General features: G+C 62.7%; 17 protein-coding genes. 9 read left to right on the top strand and 8 right to left on the bottom strand.

What is annotated here, in order from left to right; genetic code table 11:
* Positions 1–28: 28 nt before the first annotated feature.
* Complete coding sequence (gene rhaS / locus NKI96_RS15925; protein ID WP_023669661.1) at positions 29–1,024, bottom strand: rhamnose ABC transporter substrate-binding protein; 996 nt, start codon at positions 1,022–1,024, stop codon at positions 29–31.
* A gap of 48 nt (positions 1,025–1,072) precedes the next feature.
* On the bottom strand, positions 1,073–1,876 hold the full coding sequence (locus NKI96_RS15920) for a DeoR/GlpR family DNA-binding transcription regulator (RefSeq protein WP_023669662.1): 804 nt from the start codon (positions 1,874–1,876) through the stop codon (positions 1,073–1,075).
* Positions 1,877–2,059: 183 nt separating this feature from the next.
* Here NKI96_RS15920 and NKI96_RS15915 point away from each other — a divergent pair, with 183 nt between their 5' ends.
* The 3 genes from NKI96_RS15915 to ggt all read left to right on the top strand — a co-directional run bounded on the left by NKI96_RS15915 (position 2,060) and on the right by ggt (position 7,442).
* Entirely contained in the window at positions 2,060–4,162 is a 2,103-nt protein-coding gene (locus NKI96_RS15915; protein ID WP_023692510.1) for a bifunctional rhamnulose-1-phosphate aldolase/short-chain dehydrogenase, read from the top strand.
* 107 nt (positions 4,163–4,269) lie between these two features.
* Positions 4,270–5,562, top strand: coding sequence for an L-rhamnose catabolism isomerase (gene rhaI / locus NKI96_RS15910; protein ID WP_023692509.1), 1,293 nt, complete (start codon positions 4,270–4,272; stop codon positions 5,560–5,562).
* A gap of 140 nt (positions 5,563–5,702) precedes the next feature.
* The gene (ggt, locus tag NKI96_RS15905) at positions 5,703–7,442 is read left to right on the top strand and encodes a gamma-glutamyltransferase (RefSeq protein ID WP_352805138.1); all 1,740 of its coding nucleotides are present in this window, start codon (positions 5,703–5,705) and stop codon (positions 7,440–7,442) included.
* Positions 7,443–7,459: 17 nt separating this feature from the next.
* On the opposite strand, the gene NKI96_RS15900 is transcribed toward ggt, so the two are convergent.
* The 3 genes from NKI96_RS15900 to NKI96_RS15890 form a co-directional block, all read right to left on the bottom strand.
* The gene (locus tag NKI96_RS15900) at positions 7,460–7,807 is read right to left on the bottom strand and encodes a hypothetical protein (protein ID WP_032885862.1); all 348 of its coding nucleotides are present in this window, start codon (positions 7,805–7,807) and stop codon (positions 7,460–7,462) included.
* 183 nt (positions 7,808–7,990) lie between these two features.
* On the bottom strand, positions 7,991–9,340 hold the full coding sequence (locus NKI96_RS15895) for a sigma-54-dependent transcriptional regulator (RefSeq protein WP_023669667.1): 1,350 nt from the start codon (positions 9,338–9,340) through the stop codon (positions 7,991–7,993).
* A complete protein-coding gene (locus NKI96_RS15890; protein ID WP_023669668.1) occupies positions 9,337–11,196 on the bottom strand; it encodes a sensor histidine kinase in 1,860 nt (619 codons plus the stop codon). The genes NKI96_RS15895 and NKI96_RS15890 overlap by 4 nt, the downstream gene beginning before the upstream one ends.
* A gap of 232 nt (positions 11,197–11,428) precedes the next feature.
* Between NKI96_RS15890 and NKI96_RS15885 the strand changes: the two genes are divergently transcribed.
* Positions 11,429–12,763, top strand: a complete 1,335-nt coding sequence (locus tag NKI96_RS15885) for a dicarboxylate/amino acid:cation symporter (RefSeq protein ID WP_023669669.1) — start codon at positions 11,429–11,431, stop codon at positions 12,761–12,763.
* Positions 12,764–12,898: 135 nt separating this feature from the next.
* On the top strand, positions 12,899–13,480 hold the full coding sequence (locus tag NKI96_RS15880) for a histidine phosphatase family protein (RefSeq protein WP_023669670.1): 582 nt from the start codon (positions 12,899–12,901) through the stop codon (positions 13,478–13,480).
* 21 nt (positions 13,481–13,501) lie between these two features.
* Here NKI96_RS15880 and NKI96_RS15875 read toward each other — a convergent pair whose 3' ends face one another.
* Complete coding sequence (locus tag NKI96_RS15875; RefSeq protein ID WP_023669671.1) at positions 13,502–14,254, bottom strand: pseudouridine synthase; 753 nt, start codon at positions 14,252–14,254, stop codon at positions 13,502–13,504.
* A gap of 148 nt (positions 14,255–14,402) precedes the next feature.
* On the opposite strand from NKI96_RS15875, the gene NKI96_RS15870 reads away from it, so the two are divergent.
* A complete protein-coding gene (locus NKI96_RS15870) occupies positions 14,403–14,564 on the top strand; it encodes a hypothetical protein (RefSeq protein ID WP_023669672.1) in 162 nt (53 codons plus the stop codon).
* A gap of 28 nt (positions 14,565–14,592) precedes the next feature.
* Positions 14,593–14,802, top strand: coding sequence for a DUF768 domain-containing protein (locus NKI96_RS15865; protein ID WP_023669673.1), 210 nt, complete (start codon positions 14,593–14,595; stop codon positions 14,800–14,802).
* An 89-nt stretch (positions 14,803–14,891) separates the two neighbouring features.
* Here NKI96_RS15865 and NKI96_RS15860 read toward each other — a convergent pair whose 3' ends face one another.
* Positions 14,892–15,350: a hypothetical protein gene (locus NKI96_RS15860; RefSeq protein ID WP_023669674.1), complete on the bottom strand. Its 459-nt coding sequence runs from the start codon at positions 15,348–15,350 to the stop codon at positions 14,892–14,894.
* 497 nt (positions 15,351–15,847) lie between these two features.
* Between NKI96_RS15860 and NKI96_RS15855 the strand changes: the two genes are divergently transcribed.
* A complete protein-coding gene (locus NKI96_RS15855; RefSeq protein ID WP_023703408.1) occupies positions 15,848–16,105 on the top strand; it encodes a DUF982 domain-containing protein in 258 nt (85 codons plus the stop codon).
* A gap of 70 nt (positions 16,106–16,175) precedes the next feature.
* Here the strand turns inward: NKI96_RS15855 and NKI96_RS15850 are convergent, their stop codons facing one another.
* Complete coding sequence (locus NKI96_RS15850) at positions 16,176–17,315, bottom strand: glycoside hydrolase family 25 protein (RefSeq protein WP_023703407.1); 1,140 nt, start codon at positions 17,313–17,315, stop codon at positions 16,176–16,178.
* Between the two features lie 359 nt (positions 17,316–17,674).
* On the opposite strand from NKI96_RS15850, the gene NKI96_RS15845 reads away from it, so the two are divergent.
* Positions 17,675–18,760 (top strand): DUF3616 domain-containing protein, encoded by a 1,086-nt coding sequence (locus NKI96_RS15845; RefSeq protein ID WP_352805133.1) that lies wholly within the window; start codon positions 17,675–17,677, stop codon positions 18,758–18,760.
* The last annotated feature ends 18 nt before the right edge of the window (positions 18,761–18,778 follow it).

The raw sequence follows: 18,778 nt of genomic DNA, 5'->3' as shown, positions 1-18,778 counted from the left end.
CGCCGCGCTTGGTCCGAGACGTCCGAGATCAGTAGATCTTGGAGAACTTTTCGATGTTGGACTTGTCGAACTGGAAGGGCGGAGCCATCGCAGCCGAGTTGCTGTCATCGAGCGTGACCTTGCCGACGCGGCCGATCGACAGCGTTGCGCCCGGCTTTGCCTCTTCCTTCTTCACCGCCAGATCATGAGCGAGGTAGACGGCGGAGTAGCCGAGGTCGATCGGATTCCAGAGGGCAACCGCCTGGCTGGAACCGTTGTCGATGAACTTCTTGAACTCCGACGGCAGCGCCAGACCCGTGACATTGACCTTGCCGATCAGGTTCGCGTCGGTGACGACCTGGGCAGCGGCAACGACGCCGACGGTGGTCGGCGCGATGATCGCCTTGAGGTTCGGATAGGATTTCAGCAGGCCCTTGGCTTCGTCGGTGCTCTTGGCCGAATCGTCATCGCCGTAGACGGTGGCGACGAGTTTGATCTTGGGGAATTTCTCCGGCAGGATTTTCTTGGCCGCGTCGATCCAGGCGTTCTGGTTGGTCGCGGTCGACGAAGCCGACAGAATGGCGACTTCGCCGCCTTCCGGCAGATAGTCGGCGGCAAGCTTGATGATGGTCTCGCCGATCAGGCCGGTGTCGGACGGGTTGAGGTGCAGCTGGCGGCCTTCCTTGGCGACGCCCGAATCCCACGAGATGACGGTGATGCCGCGCTCCATCGCCTTCTTCAGCACCGGCACCAGCGCGTCGGCGTCATTGGCCGAAATCGCAATGGCGTTGACCTTCTGCGCGATCAGCGAATTGACCACTTCGATCTGCGCTTCGGCGGTCGCCTTGGTCGGGCCGGTGTAGATGATGTCGACATCGCCGAGTTCCTTGGCCGCCTCTTCGGCACCCTTGTTGGCGGCGTCGAAGAAGCCGTTGCCGAGCGACTTCACCACCAGCGCGATCTTGACGTTCTCGGCATAGGCGGCATTCACGAACATGGCGGCCGAGAACGCGGCCGTCACCATCAATTTCTTCAGAAAGCTCATCGTATTTCCTCCCTTGAGCGTTGCATTCCATCGTCGCTGCGGTTGGCCTCAGGCCTGCAGCGAGGATTCTTCCTTTGCCGACTTGCGGGCGACGATCAGCGTCACACCCGCGGCCTCCAGCATGTTGGCTTCGCGATCCTCGATGCCGTCATCGGTGATGACGGTGGCGATGCGCTTGAGCCCGCACAGGATCAGGCTCGAGCGCTGGCGGAATTTCGATGAGTCGACCAGCACCACCAGTTCGTCGGCCTGGTCGATCAGTTTCTGCTCCGCCTGGATCAGCAGCGGGTCGCCTTCCATCAGGCCAAGCGGCCCGAGCCCTTGAGCGCCCATGAACATGCGGCGCGCGTAGAAATTACGCGTCACGTCATTGTCGAAGGGCGAGAGGATGATGTTCTGCTCGCGGTAGATGGTGCCGCCCGACAGCATGACGGTGTTCTTCGAATGCTTGAGCAGATGCTCGGCGATGGGGAACGAATTGGTGAAGATCGGCATGCGGCGTCCGGTCAGGAAATGCACCATCTGGAAGGTGGTGGTGCCGCCATTGATGATGATCGGCTCGCCGTCCTTGCACAGCTCCACCGCTTCGCGCGCAATCGCGCGCTTCTGCGAAGCGTTAAGCGTTTCGTTGACGGAAAAGGGCCGGCCGGCGAGGCCGATGAACTGCGGTGGCGAGATCGCCTCGGCGCCGCCACGCACGCGACGCAGGCGCTTTTGCACATGAAGAGCCGCGATATCGCGCCGGATCGTCGCCTCGGAGGAGTCCGTCAGGTCGACCATCTCCTGCACCGTCACCACAGGCTTTTCCTGGACGGCGGACAGAATGATCCTGTGGCGCTCTTTTTCGTGCATGGTTCCTCCCTGCATGGTCATGAGGCACTAGAAAACCACCAGTGTCAATCATTTCCGCTCATATAATTTCATTGTGCAGTGCAATATGATCGATCTTGATCGTTTATGATTGACAACCGAGATGCTTGCGTAGACATTTCCGGCAAAATGGACCGCGCCTTTTGCGTCCCAGGGAGGATAATCATGCTCGACAAGCGCTCCGGCTCGCGCCTTGCCAACCTTTGGGACGATGCTAAAGCCAAGGGGCTGAGCGAGCCTGAGCTTCTGGTCTATCGCTCCAACACGCTCGGCTCCGACAAGCGTGTCACCAATTATGGCGGCGGCAACACCTCGTCCAAGATCCGGCAGAAGGACCCGCTCTCCGGCGCCGAAGTCGAAGTGCTATGGGTCAAGGGCTCGGGCGGCGACAGCGCCTCGATCAAGCTGGACGGTTTCGCCACGCTTTACATGGACAAACTGCAGGCGCTGAAAGGCCTTTATCGCGGCGTCGCGCATGAGGACGAGATGGTGGGCTATCTTCCCCACTGCACCTTCAATCTCAACCCGCGCGCGGCCTCGATCGACACGCCGCTGCACGCCTATGTGCCGAAGCCGTTCGTCGATCACATGCATCCCGATGCCATTATCGCGATTGCCGCGGCCAAGGGTTCCAAGGCGTTGACCAAGGAGATCTTCGGTGACGCTATCGGCTGGCTGCCGTGGAAGCGGCCGGGCTTCGAACTTGGCCTGTGGCTGGAGAAATTCTGCGTCGAACACCCCGAGGCCAAGGGCGTCATCCTCGAAAGCCACGGCCTGTTCACCTGGGGCGACACACCCAAGGAATGCTACGAAACGACCATTTCGGTCATCAACCAGGCGATCGAATGGTTCGAGCGCCGCTCCGAGGGGCTCGCCATATTCGGCGGCGAAGTCGTCAAATCGCTCGACGCGGCTGAGCGCCGCGCCATCGCGGCAAGACTGATGCCGAGAATACGCGGCCTGATTTCGGAGAAGAGCCACAAGCTCGGCCATTTCGACGACTCCGCCGCCGTGCTCGAATTCGTCAACTCCAGGGATTTGCGCCCGCTGGCGGCGCTCGGCACTTCATGCCCGGATCATTTCCTGCGCACAAAAATTCGCCCGCTGGTTATCGAGTTCGACCCAGCGAAGCCCGACGTCGAAGCCGTGATTGCGCGCCTCGCCGAGGATATTGCTGAGTACCGTGTCGGCTACCAGGCCTATTACGAAAGCTGCAAGCATCCGGACTCGCCCCCGATCCGTGACCCCAACGCCGTGGTCTACCTGATGCCCGGCGTCGGCATGTTCACCTTCGCCGGCGACAAGGCCACCGCCCGCATCTCTGGCGAATTCTACGTCAACGCCATCAACGTCATGCGCGGAGCCTCGACCGTCTCGTGCTATGTCGGCCTGCCGGCGCAGGAGGCCTTCGACATCGAATACTGGCTGCTCGAGGATTTGAAGCTGCAGCGCATGCCGAAGCCGAAGTCGCTCGCCGGCCAAATCGCGCTGGTCACCGGCGGCGCCGGCGGCATCGGCCGCGCCACCGCCAGCCGGCTGCTGCGCGAAGGCGCCTGCGTGGTGCTGGCCGATATCGACGAGGCCGCACTTGCCAGCGCCAATGACGAACTGGCGAAAGCCTATGGCAAGGACTTCGTCCGGCCGGTGCTGATCAACGTCACCGCGGAGGAGCAGGTGATTTCCGGCTTCGCCCAGACAGCCGTCGAGTTCGGCGGCATTGATATTCTCGTCTCCAACGCAGGCCTCGCCTCCTCGGCGCCGATCGAGGAGACGACGCTGGCGCTGTGGAACAAGAACATGGACATATTGTCGACCGGCTATTTCCTGGTCTCGCGCGAAGCCTTCCGGCTGTTTCGCGCCCAGAAGATCGGCGGCAATGTCGTCTTCGTCGCCTCCAAGAACGGCCTTGCCGCGTCACCCAACGCCGCCGCCTATTGCACCGCCAAGGCGGCCGAAATCCATCTCGCCCGCTGCCTGGCGCTGGAAGGCGCGGAAGCCCAGATCCGGGTCAATGTCGTCAATCCGGACGCCGTGCTGCGCGGTTCGAAGATCTGGACCGGCGAGTGGAAGGAACAGCGCGCCGCCGCCTACAAGATGTCGACCGACGATCTGGAAGAACACTACCGCTCGCGCTCGATGCTGAAGCGCTCGGTGTTTCCCGAAGACATTGCCGAAGCGATTTATTTCTTCGCCTCCGACATGTCGGCCAAATCCACCGGCAACATCATCAACGTCGACGCCGGCAACGCGCAGAGCTTTACGCGCTGAGTTAAGGGCGGAGCGCTTCTCTTCTCCCCGTCACTATAAGGGGAGAAGGTGGCCCGAAGGGCCGGATGAGGGGCAGCGCTGACTGAACGCATTGGGAGGAATAGCACTTGTCCGAAACCATCATCGCCGCCGATCTCGTCTCCAGCCACAACGCCCAGCGCAAACCCGACCTCGAGCGCGACTACGCCTCTCTCGGCGAACGCCTCGACCGCCGCGGCATCGCCATCGATGCCATCCGCGACAAGGTCGAGAAATTCGCCGTCGCCATTCCGTCCTGGGGCGTCGGCACAGGCGGCACGCGGTTTGCCCGTTTTCCCGGCGCCGGCGAGCCGCGCGACATTTTCGACAAGATCGAGGACTGCGCCGTCATCAGCCAACTGACGCAGGCGACGCCGACCGTCTCGCTGCATATACCGTGGGACAAGACCGATCCGAACCGGCTGAAGCAGGCGGCCTCGCGCTTCGGCCTCGGCTTCGACGCCATGAATTCCAACACCTTCTCGGATGCCAGGGACCAAAAACTGTCCTACAAGTTCGGGTCGCTGTCGCATGCCGATGCCGGCACGCGCCGGCAGGCAGTCGAGCACAATCTTGAATGCATCGAGATCGGCAAGACGCTTGGTTCCAAAGCGCTGACGGTGTGGATAGGCGACGGCTCGAATTTCCCCGGCCAGGTCAATTTCGCCAAAGTCTTCGAGCGCTATCTCGACGCGATGAAGGAGATCTATGCCGGACTGCCCGCCGACTGGAAGCTGTTCACCGAACACAAAATGTACGAGCCGGCCTTCTATTCGACGGTCGTGCAGGACTGGGGCACTAACTACCTCATATCCAAGGAGCTGGGCAACAAGGCCTACTGCCTGGTCGACCTGGGCCACCATGCGCCCAACGTCAACATCGAGATGATCGTGTCGCGGCTGATCCAGTTCAAGAAACTCGGCGGCTTCCATTTCAACGATTCGAAGTATGGCGACGACGATCTCGATGCCGGCTCGATCGATCCCTATCGGCTGTTCCTGGTCTTCAACGAACTGGTTGATGCCGAGCTTTCCGGCGCCGAGGGTTTCGATCCCGCTCACATGCTCGACCAGAGCCACAACGTCACCGACCCGATCGAAAGCCTGATGCTGTCGGCAGTCGAGGTGCAGCGCGCCTATGCGCAGGCGCTGCTGGTCGACCGCAAGGCGCTCGAGGGTTTCCAAGACGGCAATGATGCGCTGATGGCGACGCAGACGCTGAAAGCTGCCTACCGCACCGATGTCGAGCCGATCCTTGCCATGGCGCGGCTGAACACAGGCGGCGCCATTGATCCAGTCGCCGCATATCGCGCGGCGGGCTACCGGGCGAAGGTCGCGGCGGAACGGCCGGCGGTTGTGGGCGGGTCAGGCGGGATTGTTTGAGATTGGCTAATCTCCACCACAGGGGGGAGATTAGCTTGCCTCTGCCGGCAGGCGAACATCAATATGTGTTCGCTCATATTGATGATGGACTCGGCCGCTCCATGTAGCTCTTCTAGGCACACCGCACTTGGAGCACCGCCATGCCCTTGACCCGCCGGACGCTGATTGGCGTCACCCTTTCGCTCGCAATTGCGCTCGCGCCATCCGGCGCGCTCCATGCCGCATCGCCTCAACCTGCGAAGGGCGAGCACGGCATGGTCGTCACCGCCCAGCATCTGGCGTCGGAAGCCGGCGTCGAGGTGCTGAAGAAGGGCGGCAATGCCGTCGATGCGGCGGTCGCCGTCGGCTATGCGCTCGCCGTCGTCTACCCTAATGCCGGCAATATCGGCGGTGGCGGGTTCATGACCATCCGCTTCAAGGACGGCAAATCGACCTTCCTCGATTTCCGCGAGCGCGCGCCGCTGGCGGCAACCAAGACCATGTATCTCGACAAGGACGGCAATCCGGTGAAGGGCGCCAGCCTTGATGGCTACCTTGCGGTCGGCGTACCGGGTTCCGTGGCAGGGTTCGAGATGGCTCGTGAAAAATATGGCACGCTGCCACGCCAGGATTTGATGGCGCCGGCAATTGCCTATGCCAAGGATGGCTTCATCCTCGACCAGGGCGACGCTGCTTCATTCGCGAGCAATGCCGCACGGCTGGCGAAGGACCCTGCCGCCGCCGCCATCTTCCTGAAGCCGGACGGCAAACCCTATGGCGCCGGCGAGCGTCTCCTCCAGCCCGATCTTGCAGCCTCGCTCGCCGCCATCTCCGAAAAAGGCGCCGACGCCTTCTACAAAGGCGCCATCGCCGACGCCATCGTCAAGGCGAGCGGCGCCAAGGGCGGCATTCTGGCCAACTCAGACTTCGAGCAATATAAGGTACGCGAGCTGCAACCGGTGAGCTGCACCTATCGGGGCTATGAGATCACGTCCTCGCCGCCGCCAAGCTCCGGCGGCGTCATCATCTGCGAAATCCTCAACGTGCTGGAGGGCTACCCGCTGTCTTATCTCGGCGCCCGCTCGGCCGAGACCGTGCATGTCATGGTCGAGGCGATGCGCTACGCCTATGTGGACCGCAACTCGGCGCTCGGCGATCCCGATTTCGTCGACAATCCGGTCTCGAAACTGCTCGACAAGGGTTACGCCAAGGAGATCCGCGACAAGATCGACCCGTTCCGCGCCGGCGTCTCGCAGGATTTGATGCCGAAGGGCTTCGGCGAGTCGAAGGAAACGACGCACTATTCGATCATCGACGATGACGGCAATGCGGTCGCGGTCACCTATACGCTGAACGGTTCGTTCGGCGCCGGCCTGGTCGCCGACGGCACCGGCATCCTGCTCAACAACGAGATGGATGATTTCACCCAGAAGCCTGGCGTGCCCAACCTCTACGGTCTCGTCCAGGGAGAGGCCAATGCCATCCAGCCGAAGAAGACGCCGCTGTCATCGATGAGCCCGACCATCGTCGCCAAGGACGGCAAGCCGTTCATGGTTATCGGCAGCCCCGGCGGCTCGCGCATCATCACCATCACGCTGGAAGCCATCGTCAACGTCATCGACCACGGCATGAACATCCAGGAGGCGATCGACGCATCGCGCATCCACCATCAATGGCTGCCCGACACGATCTATGTCGAACCGTTCGGCCTGTCGCCCGACACTGAAAAACTGCTGGCCGGCATGGGCTACCACCTCGATCTCGCGGATTCTACCTGGGGTCAGGCGGCCGGCATTCTTGTCGGCGGCAAGAGCCTGGCGGAAATCGAGAAGGGCGGCGGCGCCCGCTACAACGGCGCCATCGACAGCCGCGCCGCATCCGGCGAGGCGATTGGCTACTGATCAAAACAAGAGATTGATCAGAGGACGAGCGTAAGCGTCGACCCGACGAGCATCAGCGCCGCGATCACGACGAACGCCGCGTAGATGCGGGGACGGTCGAGGAGCAGCGCATTGCCCGATATCCAGGCCGCGGTTGCGCCGCCAAGCGCAAACAGGAAGCCGTTCCGGTGACCAAAGGTCATGGAAGCGGCCATCAGCCCGCCAATGATCAGCGCGCCGAAGACGATGATCACGGCAACGGCGTATTTCTCGAAGTCGTTGCCGCCGCCCATGGCCGGGCCGATCGCGTTCAAATTCGTCAGATCGTCCGGATCGAACGGGTTGGTCGATCCATATTCATCTTGACCGACAGGTTCTCGCATCATTCATTCTCCGCTGACCGGCAACAAATCATCAACATCTGCCGAGCGCAACCGGATCGCGCCGTGCCGAAGGCCGCCGATGCGGTCTTCAACACTTTCTGATGCCGACTTGCCACGGTTTTTTTGCGCCGGTTCACAAAATCTACCTGCTTTCGGGTCCACACGCCTGAATACCTGGAAAATGAATTACCTGGAAAAATCGCTGCGCACGATGCGGTGCCGCTGCAGCTTGTCGTAGAAGGTCTTGCGCGGAATGCCGAGCGCTTCAATCGTGCGCCGGACATCGCCGTCATTGCGGCCAAGCGCCTCGCGGATGACATTGGCTTCATAGCGTTCCAGCCGTTCCGGCAGTGAGCTGGCGTCATCCGGCTCCGCCGGGGCGGAAGGTGGCGCTTGCGCCGCTTCCTCGAGTCCCAGCACGAAACGCTCGGCGAAATGCGCGAGTTCACGCACATTGCCCGGCCAGTCGTGCTGGCTCAGATGGCGGTGCACTGAGGCAGGCACGGCTGGCATTTGCCGGCGGAAGCGGCCGGCTGCACGCTCGGCGAAGTAGAAGAACAGCAGGGCGACGTCGTCGCGGCGTTCGCGCAGCGGCGGGATCGAGATCGTCACCACATTGAGCCGGTAGTAGAGATCCTCGCGGAAGGCGCCGCGCCGGCTGGCGTCGCCGAGATCGACCTTGGCGGCGGCGACGACGCGCAGGTCGACCGGCCGGATTTCATTGGTGCCGAGCGGCGTCACCTCGCGCATTTCCAGCACCCGCAGCATCTGCACCTGGGTCGAGGCCGGCATGCTTTCGATCTCGTCGAGGAACAGCGTGCCGCCGCTCGAATGCTCGATCCGGCCGATGCGCTTCTTCTGTGCGCCGGTGAAGGCGCCGGCCTCATGGCCGAACAGCTCGCTTTCGATGACCGTGTCCGGCAGCGCGCCGCAATTCAGCGCCACGAAATTGCCCCTGGCGCGGCGGCTCCAGCGATGCAGCAGGCTCGCCACCACCTCCTTGCCGGAGCCGGTCTCGCCGGTCACCAGAACGTCGACATCGGTATCGGCGATTTGCCGCAGCGTCCGGCGCAATCGCTCCATCGCCAGCGTCTGCCCGATCAGCGGCAGGCCGTCCTGCGCCTGTTCGGCGCTTTCGCGCAAGGCGCGGTTCTCCATCACCAGCCGGCGCTTTTCCGCCGCCCGTGCCACACTTTGCGCCAGCCGGTCGGCGGCGAAAGGCTTGGTGATGAAGTCGTAGGCGCCATCCTTGATCGCCTTGACCGCAACCGCGATGTCGCCATGCCCGGTGACCAGGATTACCGGAATGTCGGCATCAAGCTGCAAGACGCGGTCGAAGAGCTGCAGGCCGTCAATGCCGGGCATGCGGATGTCGGACACCACCACGCCGGGAAAATTGGCGTCGAGCCCGGCCAGCGCCTCGTTCGCCACCGCAAAGGCCGAGACGGAAAAACCAGCGAGTTCCAGCGTCTGCCGCGTGGCCCTCCGCAATTCGCTATCGTCGTCGATCAATACGACCGGTGCGGTGTCCATCATGCTGCCCTGGCGAGGTGAATGGTAAAGCGCGTGCCGGCCTGGTCGCTCGCCACCTCGATGCGTCCGCCATAGTCGGCGACGATGTCCTGCGAGATGACGAGGCCGAGCCCGAGGCCTTTTTCCTTCGAGGTGTTGAACGGCGTGAACAATGACTTGAGGATGGCAGGCGAAATGCCCGGCCCATTGTCGGCGACGGCAAGCGCCACGCCGTCGGCCGTCTCCTGGGCCGACACCTGCACCCTGGCGCCGTCGCGCCCGTCCAGCGCTTCCAGCGCATTCTGGAACAGGTTGATCAGCACCTGTTCGAGCCGCAGCCGGTTGCCCATCACCTTGAGCGTTACCGGCGGAAGCGTGATATCGAGTGCGTCCAGCCGACCGGCAAAGCGGCTTCTGAGCAGCACCACGGCGCCCTCGATGACGCCGCGCAATTCGACCGGTTCGGCTGCCGTGCGCCCCTTGCGGGCAAAGACCTTCAACTCTTCGGTGATGCCGCCGATGCGCTCGGTCAGCGCGGCAATCGCGCCAAGGTTCTCCTCGGCCGAGGCGGTCTGCTTGCGCTCCAGGAACACACGCGCATTGTCGGCATAGGCGCGGATCGTCGCCACCGGCTGGTTGATCTCATGCGCGACCCCGGCGGCAACCTGGCCGAGGGTAGCAAGACGGTTGGCCTGCACCAATTCCTGCTGCATGACCTGCAGCTTGGCTTCGGTGCTGCGGTGATCGGTGATCTCGGCCTGCAGCCGGTCGCGCGCCAGGCTGAGGTCATGCGTACGCTCGACGACGCGGCGCTCAAGCTCGATGCGCGCTGCCTGTTCGGCAGCGATGCGCATCTGCGCCGACTGACGGCGCCACAGGAGATAGCCGGCCAGCGCCAGCAACGGCACCACGACGCCCAGCGCCAGCAGCCGCATCTCACGCACCGCAGCCGCGATCGGCGCTTCGACCGGCACGAGATAATCGAGCCGCCATGGCGTCGATTGGACCAGTGTCGAAAGCCTGAGATATTCGGCATCGCTGCCGCCCGGTGTTATCGCATGCACCATCGACACGTCAGGGCTCAATGCCTCGGGGCGTGTGATCGGCAAGGGGATCAGCGGCGCGTTGCCGAATTGCTGGCTGCTCCGGATGGCGGCAGCCACCGGGCCGGTCAGCGGCGCGGTGGTCATGAAGCGCCAGGACGGCACGCTGGTGATCAGCACGACGCCGTGGTCGTCGCTGACATAGGCCGGCCGGTTGGCCTCATGCCAGTCGGCTTCAAGCTGGTCGAATTCCATCTTGACGACGACGACGCCGAGCGGTGCCGCCGCATTGCCGACGCGACGCGAAATATAGAGGCCCGGGCGCTTGCTGATGTTGCCCAGCGCAAAATATTCGGCCGTTCTCGATTGCATGGCGCCGGAGAAATAGGCGCGGAAACCATAGTCGTTGCCGACGAAGCTGGTTGTTTCGCGCCAGTTGCTGGAGGCGATCGCAAACCCGTCGACGCCGGTGACGTAAAGCACCGAAGCCTTGGTGCCGGAGACCAGCCCTTCGAGCTTGCGGTTGAGCACGTCGATCGTGACAGCGCCCTTGTTCTGCAGGGCGTCATGCACCTGCTGGTCCTCGGACAAGAGCAGCGGCAGCGCCCGCGGGCTTTCCAGCACGGCGCGCAGCAACGCAACCTTCAGATTGGCATCGGTGCGGCCTTGCGCCGCCAGTGCCGCGACCTCGGCGCGGCGCGAGTAGAGGCCGGCGCCGGTGAGCGCCGTGGCAACGATCACCAGCGCGATCGCCGCAAACAGCAGCCAGGCGCGACGCGCGCGTTTGCCGAGTTGCTCGGGCGTCGGCGACAGGACCGCGGCAGGGCGTTGCAGCATTCCCTATTTGTGCATGATTTCGCACAAAGCACAATTCAGTCATGCGGATGTCCGCACTTGCGGTTGCGGCGCACCAGCTCGGTCGACAAAGATCTCCAACAAAATCAATGGATACGGTAATGCCGCTCAGTCTGGCACGGCAGTTGCAGTGACCAGTACAGCAGTCGCGAGGCTGCGGAAACAACTTGCCCCGGGAGGTCGAGCTTTCGATCGGGGCGCCATGGAGGACGTCATGCAGCCAGCATTCGCTGCCGCCGAACCGCGCGGCAAGCTACCCTTTTACCGTCATCTCTACGTGCAGGTCCTGACGGCGATCGCCGCCGGCATCCTGCTCGGTCATTTCTATCCCGAACTCGGTGCTTCGCTGAAGCCGCTCGGCGATGCCTTCATCAAGCTGGTCAAGATGGTGATCGCGCCGGTCATCTTCCTGACGGTGACCACAGGCATTGCCGGCGTCTCCGACCTGAAAAAGGTTGGCCGCGTCGCCGGCAAGGCGATGATCTATTTCCTGGTCTTTTCGACCCTGGCGCTGGTCGTCGGCATGGTCGTCTCCAACGTCGTCCAACCGGGCGCCGGCATGCACATCAATGCGGCGACGCTCGACCCCTCGAAGGTCGCCACCTTCACCGAGAAGGCGCATGACACGACCATCGTCGGCTTCCTGCTCAACATCATCCCCGACACCATCACCGGCGCCTTCGCGCAAGGCGACATCCTGCAGGTGCTGTTCTTCTCGGTGCTGTTCGGCATCTCTCTCGCTCTGGTCGGCGAGCGCGGCCGCCCGGTCGTCGATTTCCTGCAGGCGCTGACCTCGCCTATCTTCCGCCTGGTCGCCATCCTGATGAAGGCCGCCCCCATCGGCGCCTTCGGCGCCATGGCCTTCACCGTCGGCAAATACGGCATCGGCGCGATTGCCAACCTCGCCTTTCTGATCGGCACCTTCTACCTGACGTCGCTGCTCTTCGTGCTGGTCGTGCTCGGCGCTGTCGCTTGGTACAACGGCTTCTCGATCCTCGCCTTGATCCGCTACATCAAGGAAGAGCTGCTGCTGGTGCTCGGCACCTCGTCCTCGGAAGCCGCTCTTCCCGGCCTGATGGCCAAGATGGAGCGCGCCGGCTGCAACCGCTCGGTGGTCGGCCTGGTCATCCCGACCGGCTATTCCTTCAACCTCGACGGCACCAACATCTACATGACGCTGGCGGCGCTGTTCATCGCCCAGGCGACCGATACGCCGCTCACCTATGGCGACCAGATTCTGCTGCTGCTGGTTGCCATGCTGAGCTCCAAGGGTGCCGCCGGCATCACCGGCGCCGGCTTTATCACGCTGGCCGCCACGCTCTCTGTCGTGCCTACGGTACCCGTTGCCGGCATGGCGCTGATCCTAGGGGTCGACCGCTTCATGTCGGAATGCCGGGCGCTGACCAACTTCGTCGGCAATGCAGTGGCGACGATCGTTGTGGCGCGCTGGGAAGGCGAACTCGACCAGACCAAGTTCGCCGCCGCCATGGCCGGCACATTGTCCGAGGAAGCCGACCTGGCGCTGTCGGGCGATCTGCAGCCCGCTTGACCGCTCCGGGCACTGACGTTTGAGCACAAGGCCGCAGCCGATTCGGTTGCGGCCTTTCCTTTTCCGCCTGCACGTGGCTGGCGCTGGCCGGGCCCTCCCGGGTAGGGTGCGGACGTAAAACCGAAAGGCCGGCGCATGAGCAATCCGTACCCCGAAATCTACCTCGTCCGTCACGGCGAGACGGAGTGGAGCGCTTCGGGAAAACACACCGGCCGCACCGACATACCGTTGACGGCAAAGGGCGAGGCGGCAGCTCGCGGCGTGGCAGACCGGCTCAAGGATCTGTCCTTCCAGGCGGTGTGGTCGAGCCCGTCGCAGCGCGCCTTCAGCACCTGCACGCTTGCCGGCTTCGGCGCTGCTGCCGTCAAGAAGGACGACCTGCAGGAATGGGACTATGGCGCCTATGAGGGCGTTAAGACCAAGGAGATTGTTGTGCAGCGCCCCGGCTGGCAATTGTTCCGTGACGGCTGTCCCGACGGCGAGTCGGTAGCGGATGTTGGCGCCAGGGCCGACAGGATCATCGCCGGGCTGCGGGCAATCGAGGGCAATGTGCTGGTGTTTTCAAGCTCGCATTTCCTGCGCGTGCTGGCCGCGCGCTGGCTCGGTCTGCCACCCGAAGGCGGTGCGCACTTCGTACTTGATACCGCGAGCCTCAGCATCCTCGGCTATGAGCACGATCTGAGCGAGCCGGTGATACGCAGGTGGAACCAGAAGTAGGGTTCGCGGCAAGCCTGCCTCTTAACGCGCGAGCACCGCCAATTCCTCCGATGTCAGATGCCGCGCCTTGCCCTTGGCGAGTTCGCCGAGCTGCAAACCGCCGATCGCCACCCGAACCAGCCTCAGCACCTCGATGTCGAATGCCCCGAGCAGGCGGCGGATCTGGCGGTTGCGGCCCTCGTCGAGCACGATTTCCAGCCAGGCAGTGCGGCCGCCGCTGCGCAGCAGTTCGATCGAACTTGCGGTCAGCAGTTCGCCGTCGACGATCGCTCCGTCGCGAAAGCGCGCCAGCATCGCTTCGTCGGGCGCGGTGCCGATCTGGACATGATAGGTCTTGGCGACATGCGAGGCCGGATCGAGCAGGCGGTTGGCCCAGCGCGTGTCGTTGGTCATCAGCAACAGGCCTTCGCTGGCCTTGTCGAGGCGGCCGACCGGCGACACGAAAGGCAACTCCAGTTCCACCAGGCAGTCATAGACGGTGCCACGATCCTGCGGGTCATCGCGCGTGGTGACCTGTCCGCGCGGCTTATTGATCATCAGGTAGACTTTTGCCTCGCCGACGATCTGCTCGCCGTCGACAGCGATGCGGTCGCGGCCGAGATCGACACGCAGCGACGGATCGCGCACCACCTTGCCGCCAACCCGCACGCGCCCTTCGGCTATCAGCAGCTCGGCCTGCTTGCGCGAACACAGGCCGAGTTTGGAAAGCGCCCGGTTCAGGCTGACGCCTGCCTTGGCGGCCTGGTGTCGGGCGATGTCTGGTGGCCGTGCCATGTCCTGCTTGCCATCCCAATGATCGGCATCGACAAATGCCACGCCCCGCATTGGCTTCGCAACCTGCCGCGGCATCAACATCACGGGTCGCGGGAGCGGGGCTGTTCTCAAATACGATGTGTCAGGGGGTCGGGCTCAACAGCCCGCCATGGAACGCTGCCCCGCGACGGACGTTGTTGCCGACGAGCGATTTGTCGCGAAAGGCACCGCCATGAAGAAAATCTACCAAAAGCCGACGCTCGTGAAGCGAGGCAGGCTCACCAGCCTGACGGCTCAGATCGTCGCTTCTGGGGTCATTCTGGGGGAATGATCCCCCAGATAAGGGAAGGGATAAATCGATGAGCGAGCGCGGCGTTGATTTCCTGCAGGGCTGGATCCACGAGCACCTGCCGGGCGAACTGCCTGCCGACAAGGCAACGGCTCGAACCCTGACCACGCGAGCTGCCCTGGATGCTCGGCATTTAGGCCTTGAGGTCAGCGAGATCGAAGAGGATCTCGGTCCGCTGGAACGGGTGATTTTCGAGGCGCTGGATCAGCCCGATATCTGAGCCCCCGATATGAGCCCATTGCAGGCGATATTGGCCCATCGCCATCCTGGCGGGGGCTTTTCCGTGATGGCATCCGTGGGTGCGCAGCCCTAGGCAGCCCGCGCAGCTGACGCTCCCCGTGCCGGCGGCAATTCGAACACAGTGGCGCCGTTCTCTCGGCCGCGTTCGACATAACCGATGACACGGAACCATTTGCCGACGTCGGCCCGCTGCAGCCAGCTGCGCGAGTGGATGGGAAGGTTGCCGGCCAGCGCCTGAATGTGGCGGATGTGGCGCCTGCAGAAGCGGACCGTCGCGGCGCTGAAGAAACCCTCCTGCGCGGCAAACAGCGTGTCGGCGGCGTCGCTGTTCTCGTGCCAGGCGACGATCGCCACCGTCTTGTCGCCCTCGACCAGCGCGTGCGCTCGGCCTTCCTTCAAATTCATCATCAGATTGTCGTAGGCGACCTTGCTGTCCTTGCCGGCGGCCACATACTCGTCCGACATCCGCGTGGACAGATCACGGAAGACACTTTCGAGATCGCCGATCGTAGCTGCGCGTGCTCGCATTTCTCCTCCTGCAGCCCCGGCAGGCAGTTTGCCCTAGGTGGAGGGGATCACCAAGCAAAGCGAATCCGCCATTTGGCCGATGGGCGCAAAGTGATTTCATTGGGCGGCAAATGTTGGACGCCGCCATCTCCTATCGCGGCAAGCCTGTCATTCGCGTTGCGCCGGTTTTCGTATTTGCTTGACATTGGGCTGATGGAGGCGCGGGTTGCGCCGGGCGTTTGGGCCTTGGGGCATATTTCAATGAAAGAAGTATACGAAAAGCCGGTCCTGCACCGGAAGGGCAAACTTGCGGCGCATGTTGCTTCGCCTACGTCAGGTGGCGGCGGAACCATTGACGTTCCGCCATCCACTGACGAGACTTGATATAGACCTCCACTGAGCGCGAGACTTGCTGATCAACAGAAAGCCCGCTGGCTCAGGCTGGCGGGCTTCTTTCGTTTCTGGAACCATTTCAGTGCATGCCGAATTGACTCGCGATCGCGTTCGGGAGGGGAAGCATGCAAGACCAGCATGTCGATGAGCCGGTTCGCGTGGCGCTCGGCAGGTCCGGAAACACCATCTACAAGGTGGAGCGCGTGGCGCAGGCCGCCGACATCCTGATGAACCGCTGGCCCGCGAAGACGGGCCGCTATCACGTCGCCGCCCGCAAGGCCTGCCTCGGCGTTCTCGAAGGCCTGAAAGAGGCGCACTATGCCCGCGCTGCCTTCGTCAATGCGGCGATCGAGGCCGATATCCTCGTTGAACGCGACGCCTAGGCTTGAGCGGCCACCGCTCAAGTCAGTTCAAATCGTGCTGTGGGGCACAGGCCGTGGCTTCCCGGCCTACTCAATGATCGAGAGGCCACGCTGCCTGAAGTGCCGCAACGGTCCCCCCGTAGACATTTAGGTCCATGTCAGGGTCGGTCCCCGGTACTCGGTATGGGCAGGAAGCAGCAGAGCAGTTTATCTCGCTGGAGAATTGCCAGAGCGTGTAGCCGTGCCAAGGCCCTTCGGGGAAGTCGGTTACGTGCCGCTTGAAGCGTGCATACCAGAGCGGGACGCCGCCGAACTCGGTCGAGCCGTGCCAGTGGCGGGAGAGCTCTTTGGCGACGGAATGGTTCACATAGAGCAGCGGAAACCGTCCAGTCTCCGACTTCATCCTGCGAAGCGCGCTCTCGATCTGCACGAAAGTGACCTTGAACGTTCCATCCTGGCAGTCTGAGGACGTGGAAAGGCATTCCACATCAACGGCATGGGTCTCTGTCGTATCGTTTCCGACCACCTGGAGGTAGTTGCTGATCTGCCGGTCAACGTCGCTTTTTGTCAGGAGGTGGTATGAGCCCCATTTGAGACCGAGCGCCTTTGCCTCGCCTTTGCGGGTGGCATATGCGGAATCTCTGCCGAGCCCCTGCGTCGCCTTGTGAATAACCGCGGCGACGCGCCGGTCCGTCTTTACTTTGTGCCAGACGATGCCGTTGCCCTTGAACGGATCGAGCACGATTGCGTTCTGCGAATTTTCCCAAGGCGCTGAAAAAGGATCAGAAGTATCGGAAGGCGCCTCTTGCCGTGCAGCCTCCTCGCCATTGCCGGCCACGCAGGTACCCTTGGCGATGGCCCCGTCCGTCACCTCCACGAACTTACCGTCCGCTCCGGCGTAAAAAATTGTGAGGGCCGGCGTCTCGGTGGTGATTTCGCCCGCTTGCATCAAACCTTTCACATGAACGAGAGCGGCGAGGGCGCCGTCCAGTTCAACGAATGTGGCGTCAGAGGAAGTGCTGCCCTCTGCCTCAAGATCTTCGGGGTTTGATGCGACCATCTGGTAAGAATAGTTCGAATGCTCTGTGTTGATTTCGATAAGCCGGCTGCCATCGACGCCAGCCTGCCCCTCATAGGTACATTCGAGCGATTTCGCGGCACTCGGCGAATTCATGGCGATCGGGAAAAGCACCGACATTCCAAAAATCCACACGCGCACAATGCCTGACATGCCAGTGCCTCCATAAATATCAGAATTTGCCCAGCACAGTGCTACTGCGCCGCACGAAAATAGACAACGATCATTCAAAAGTGAGAAGCCGACAGGAGAAGGTTACTTTGATCTATTGTAAAAATCCAGTGGCTATTTCAGCGTCTTCGAAAATACCTGAATGCCATGGAAGGAATTGAGCGTGTATCGAGACAAAGACTTGAAGTGCGTCGCAGGATCCCGTTTAAATACGACGCGCTCGGAAGAAGCTGTTCAAAACGGACAAAGCAAGTCAATCGTCTGCTCCACCCGTTCCCGACGGCTGTGCCGCATCGCGCGTTTGGCATGTTCTTGACGGGCGGGCGGATGGATTGAGCGCCATGACATGGTCGATTGACTCTCGCAAACTAAGCGCCTCGCTTGTGGCTGCGTGCCTGGCGGTTGGCTGGAGCGGAGCGGCGCTTGCGCAGGCTCCGCAACCTTGGACGATCCAGGGCAAGCTGACAGGCAAGCCGAAGAATCTCGAGGGATCGGAGAGCAAGAATTCCAAGGATGTGAGCGGCATTGCCTGCGCGACGGAAAGTGGCTTCCCGCGGCTTTGCCTCATTGCCGATGACGAGACGCAAGGGGCACAGATCATCATCCTGCAGGACGGTAAGCTGATCGCCGGGGATTTCGTGCGGCTGATCGACGACAGTTTCGTCGGCAAGCCTCTCGAACTGGACGCCGAGGGCGTGGCCTTCGCCGGCGGAGCCTTCTACGTCATAGGTTCACATGGCCGGCCGCGCCATGAATCCGGCGTCGACGCCGCCGCCGAGGTCGAGGCGAGGGTCATGGCGAGCAGTGAGATTTTCCGCATTCGCTTTGCGCCCGATTCGATCGATATGACGACCGGCAAGCTCATGGCCGAGCCGGAAAAGAGGCGATCGACGGAACTGCCGGCAATCGTGCGCGCCCAGCCCGAGCTCGCGCCCTTCGCCCAAAGCCCGCTTGAGGAAAACGGCCTCACCATAGAGGGCGTGGCGGTGCGCGACGGCGCCCTTTTGGCGGGGCTGCGCGGGCCGGTTCTGGAGGGCAACCGGGCCGTCATCCTGTCGGTGCCGCTCGGCATGCTGTTCGATCACGGGCCGGGCGGCGCGACCCTGCTGAAGCTGGAACTCGGAGTCGACGGCGAGGGACATGCGCGCGGCGTGCGCGATCTTCTCGCCTATCAGGGAAAGCTGCTCGTGCTCGCCGGTCCCGTCAACGACCCGCCCGAAGGCCAGCCCATCAAGCTCGGCGACTACTCAGTGTTCTCCGATGGCGATCAGGCCGATAAGCTTCTCGATCTCGAAGGCTATGGCGCCGAGATCAAGCCGGAAGCGCTGCTGCCGCTCGGCGAGGCCGATGGCAGGCTGCGCGTGCTTCTGCTGTTCGATGGGCCGGCCGGCGGTCAGCCGACGCCGGTCGAGTTCGGACTGAAATAACCGGCGCTAATCGGCGCG

Source organism: Mesorhizobium sp. M0292 (genome assembly GCF_040321695.1).
Lineage (GTDB): Bacteria > Pseudomonadota > Alphaproteobacteria > Rhizobiales > Rhizobiaceae > Mesorhizobium.
Note: the sequence above shows the minus strand (reverse complement) of the source record. Positions and strands in the feature narration are given on the sequence as shown.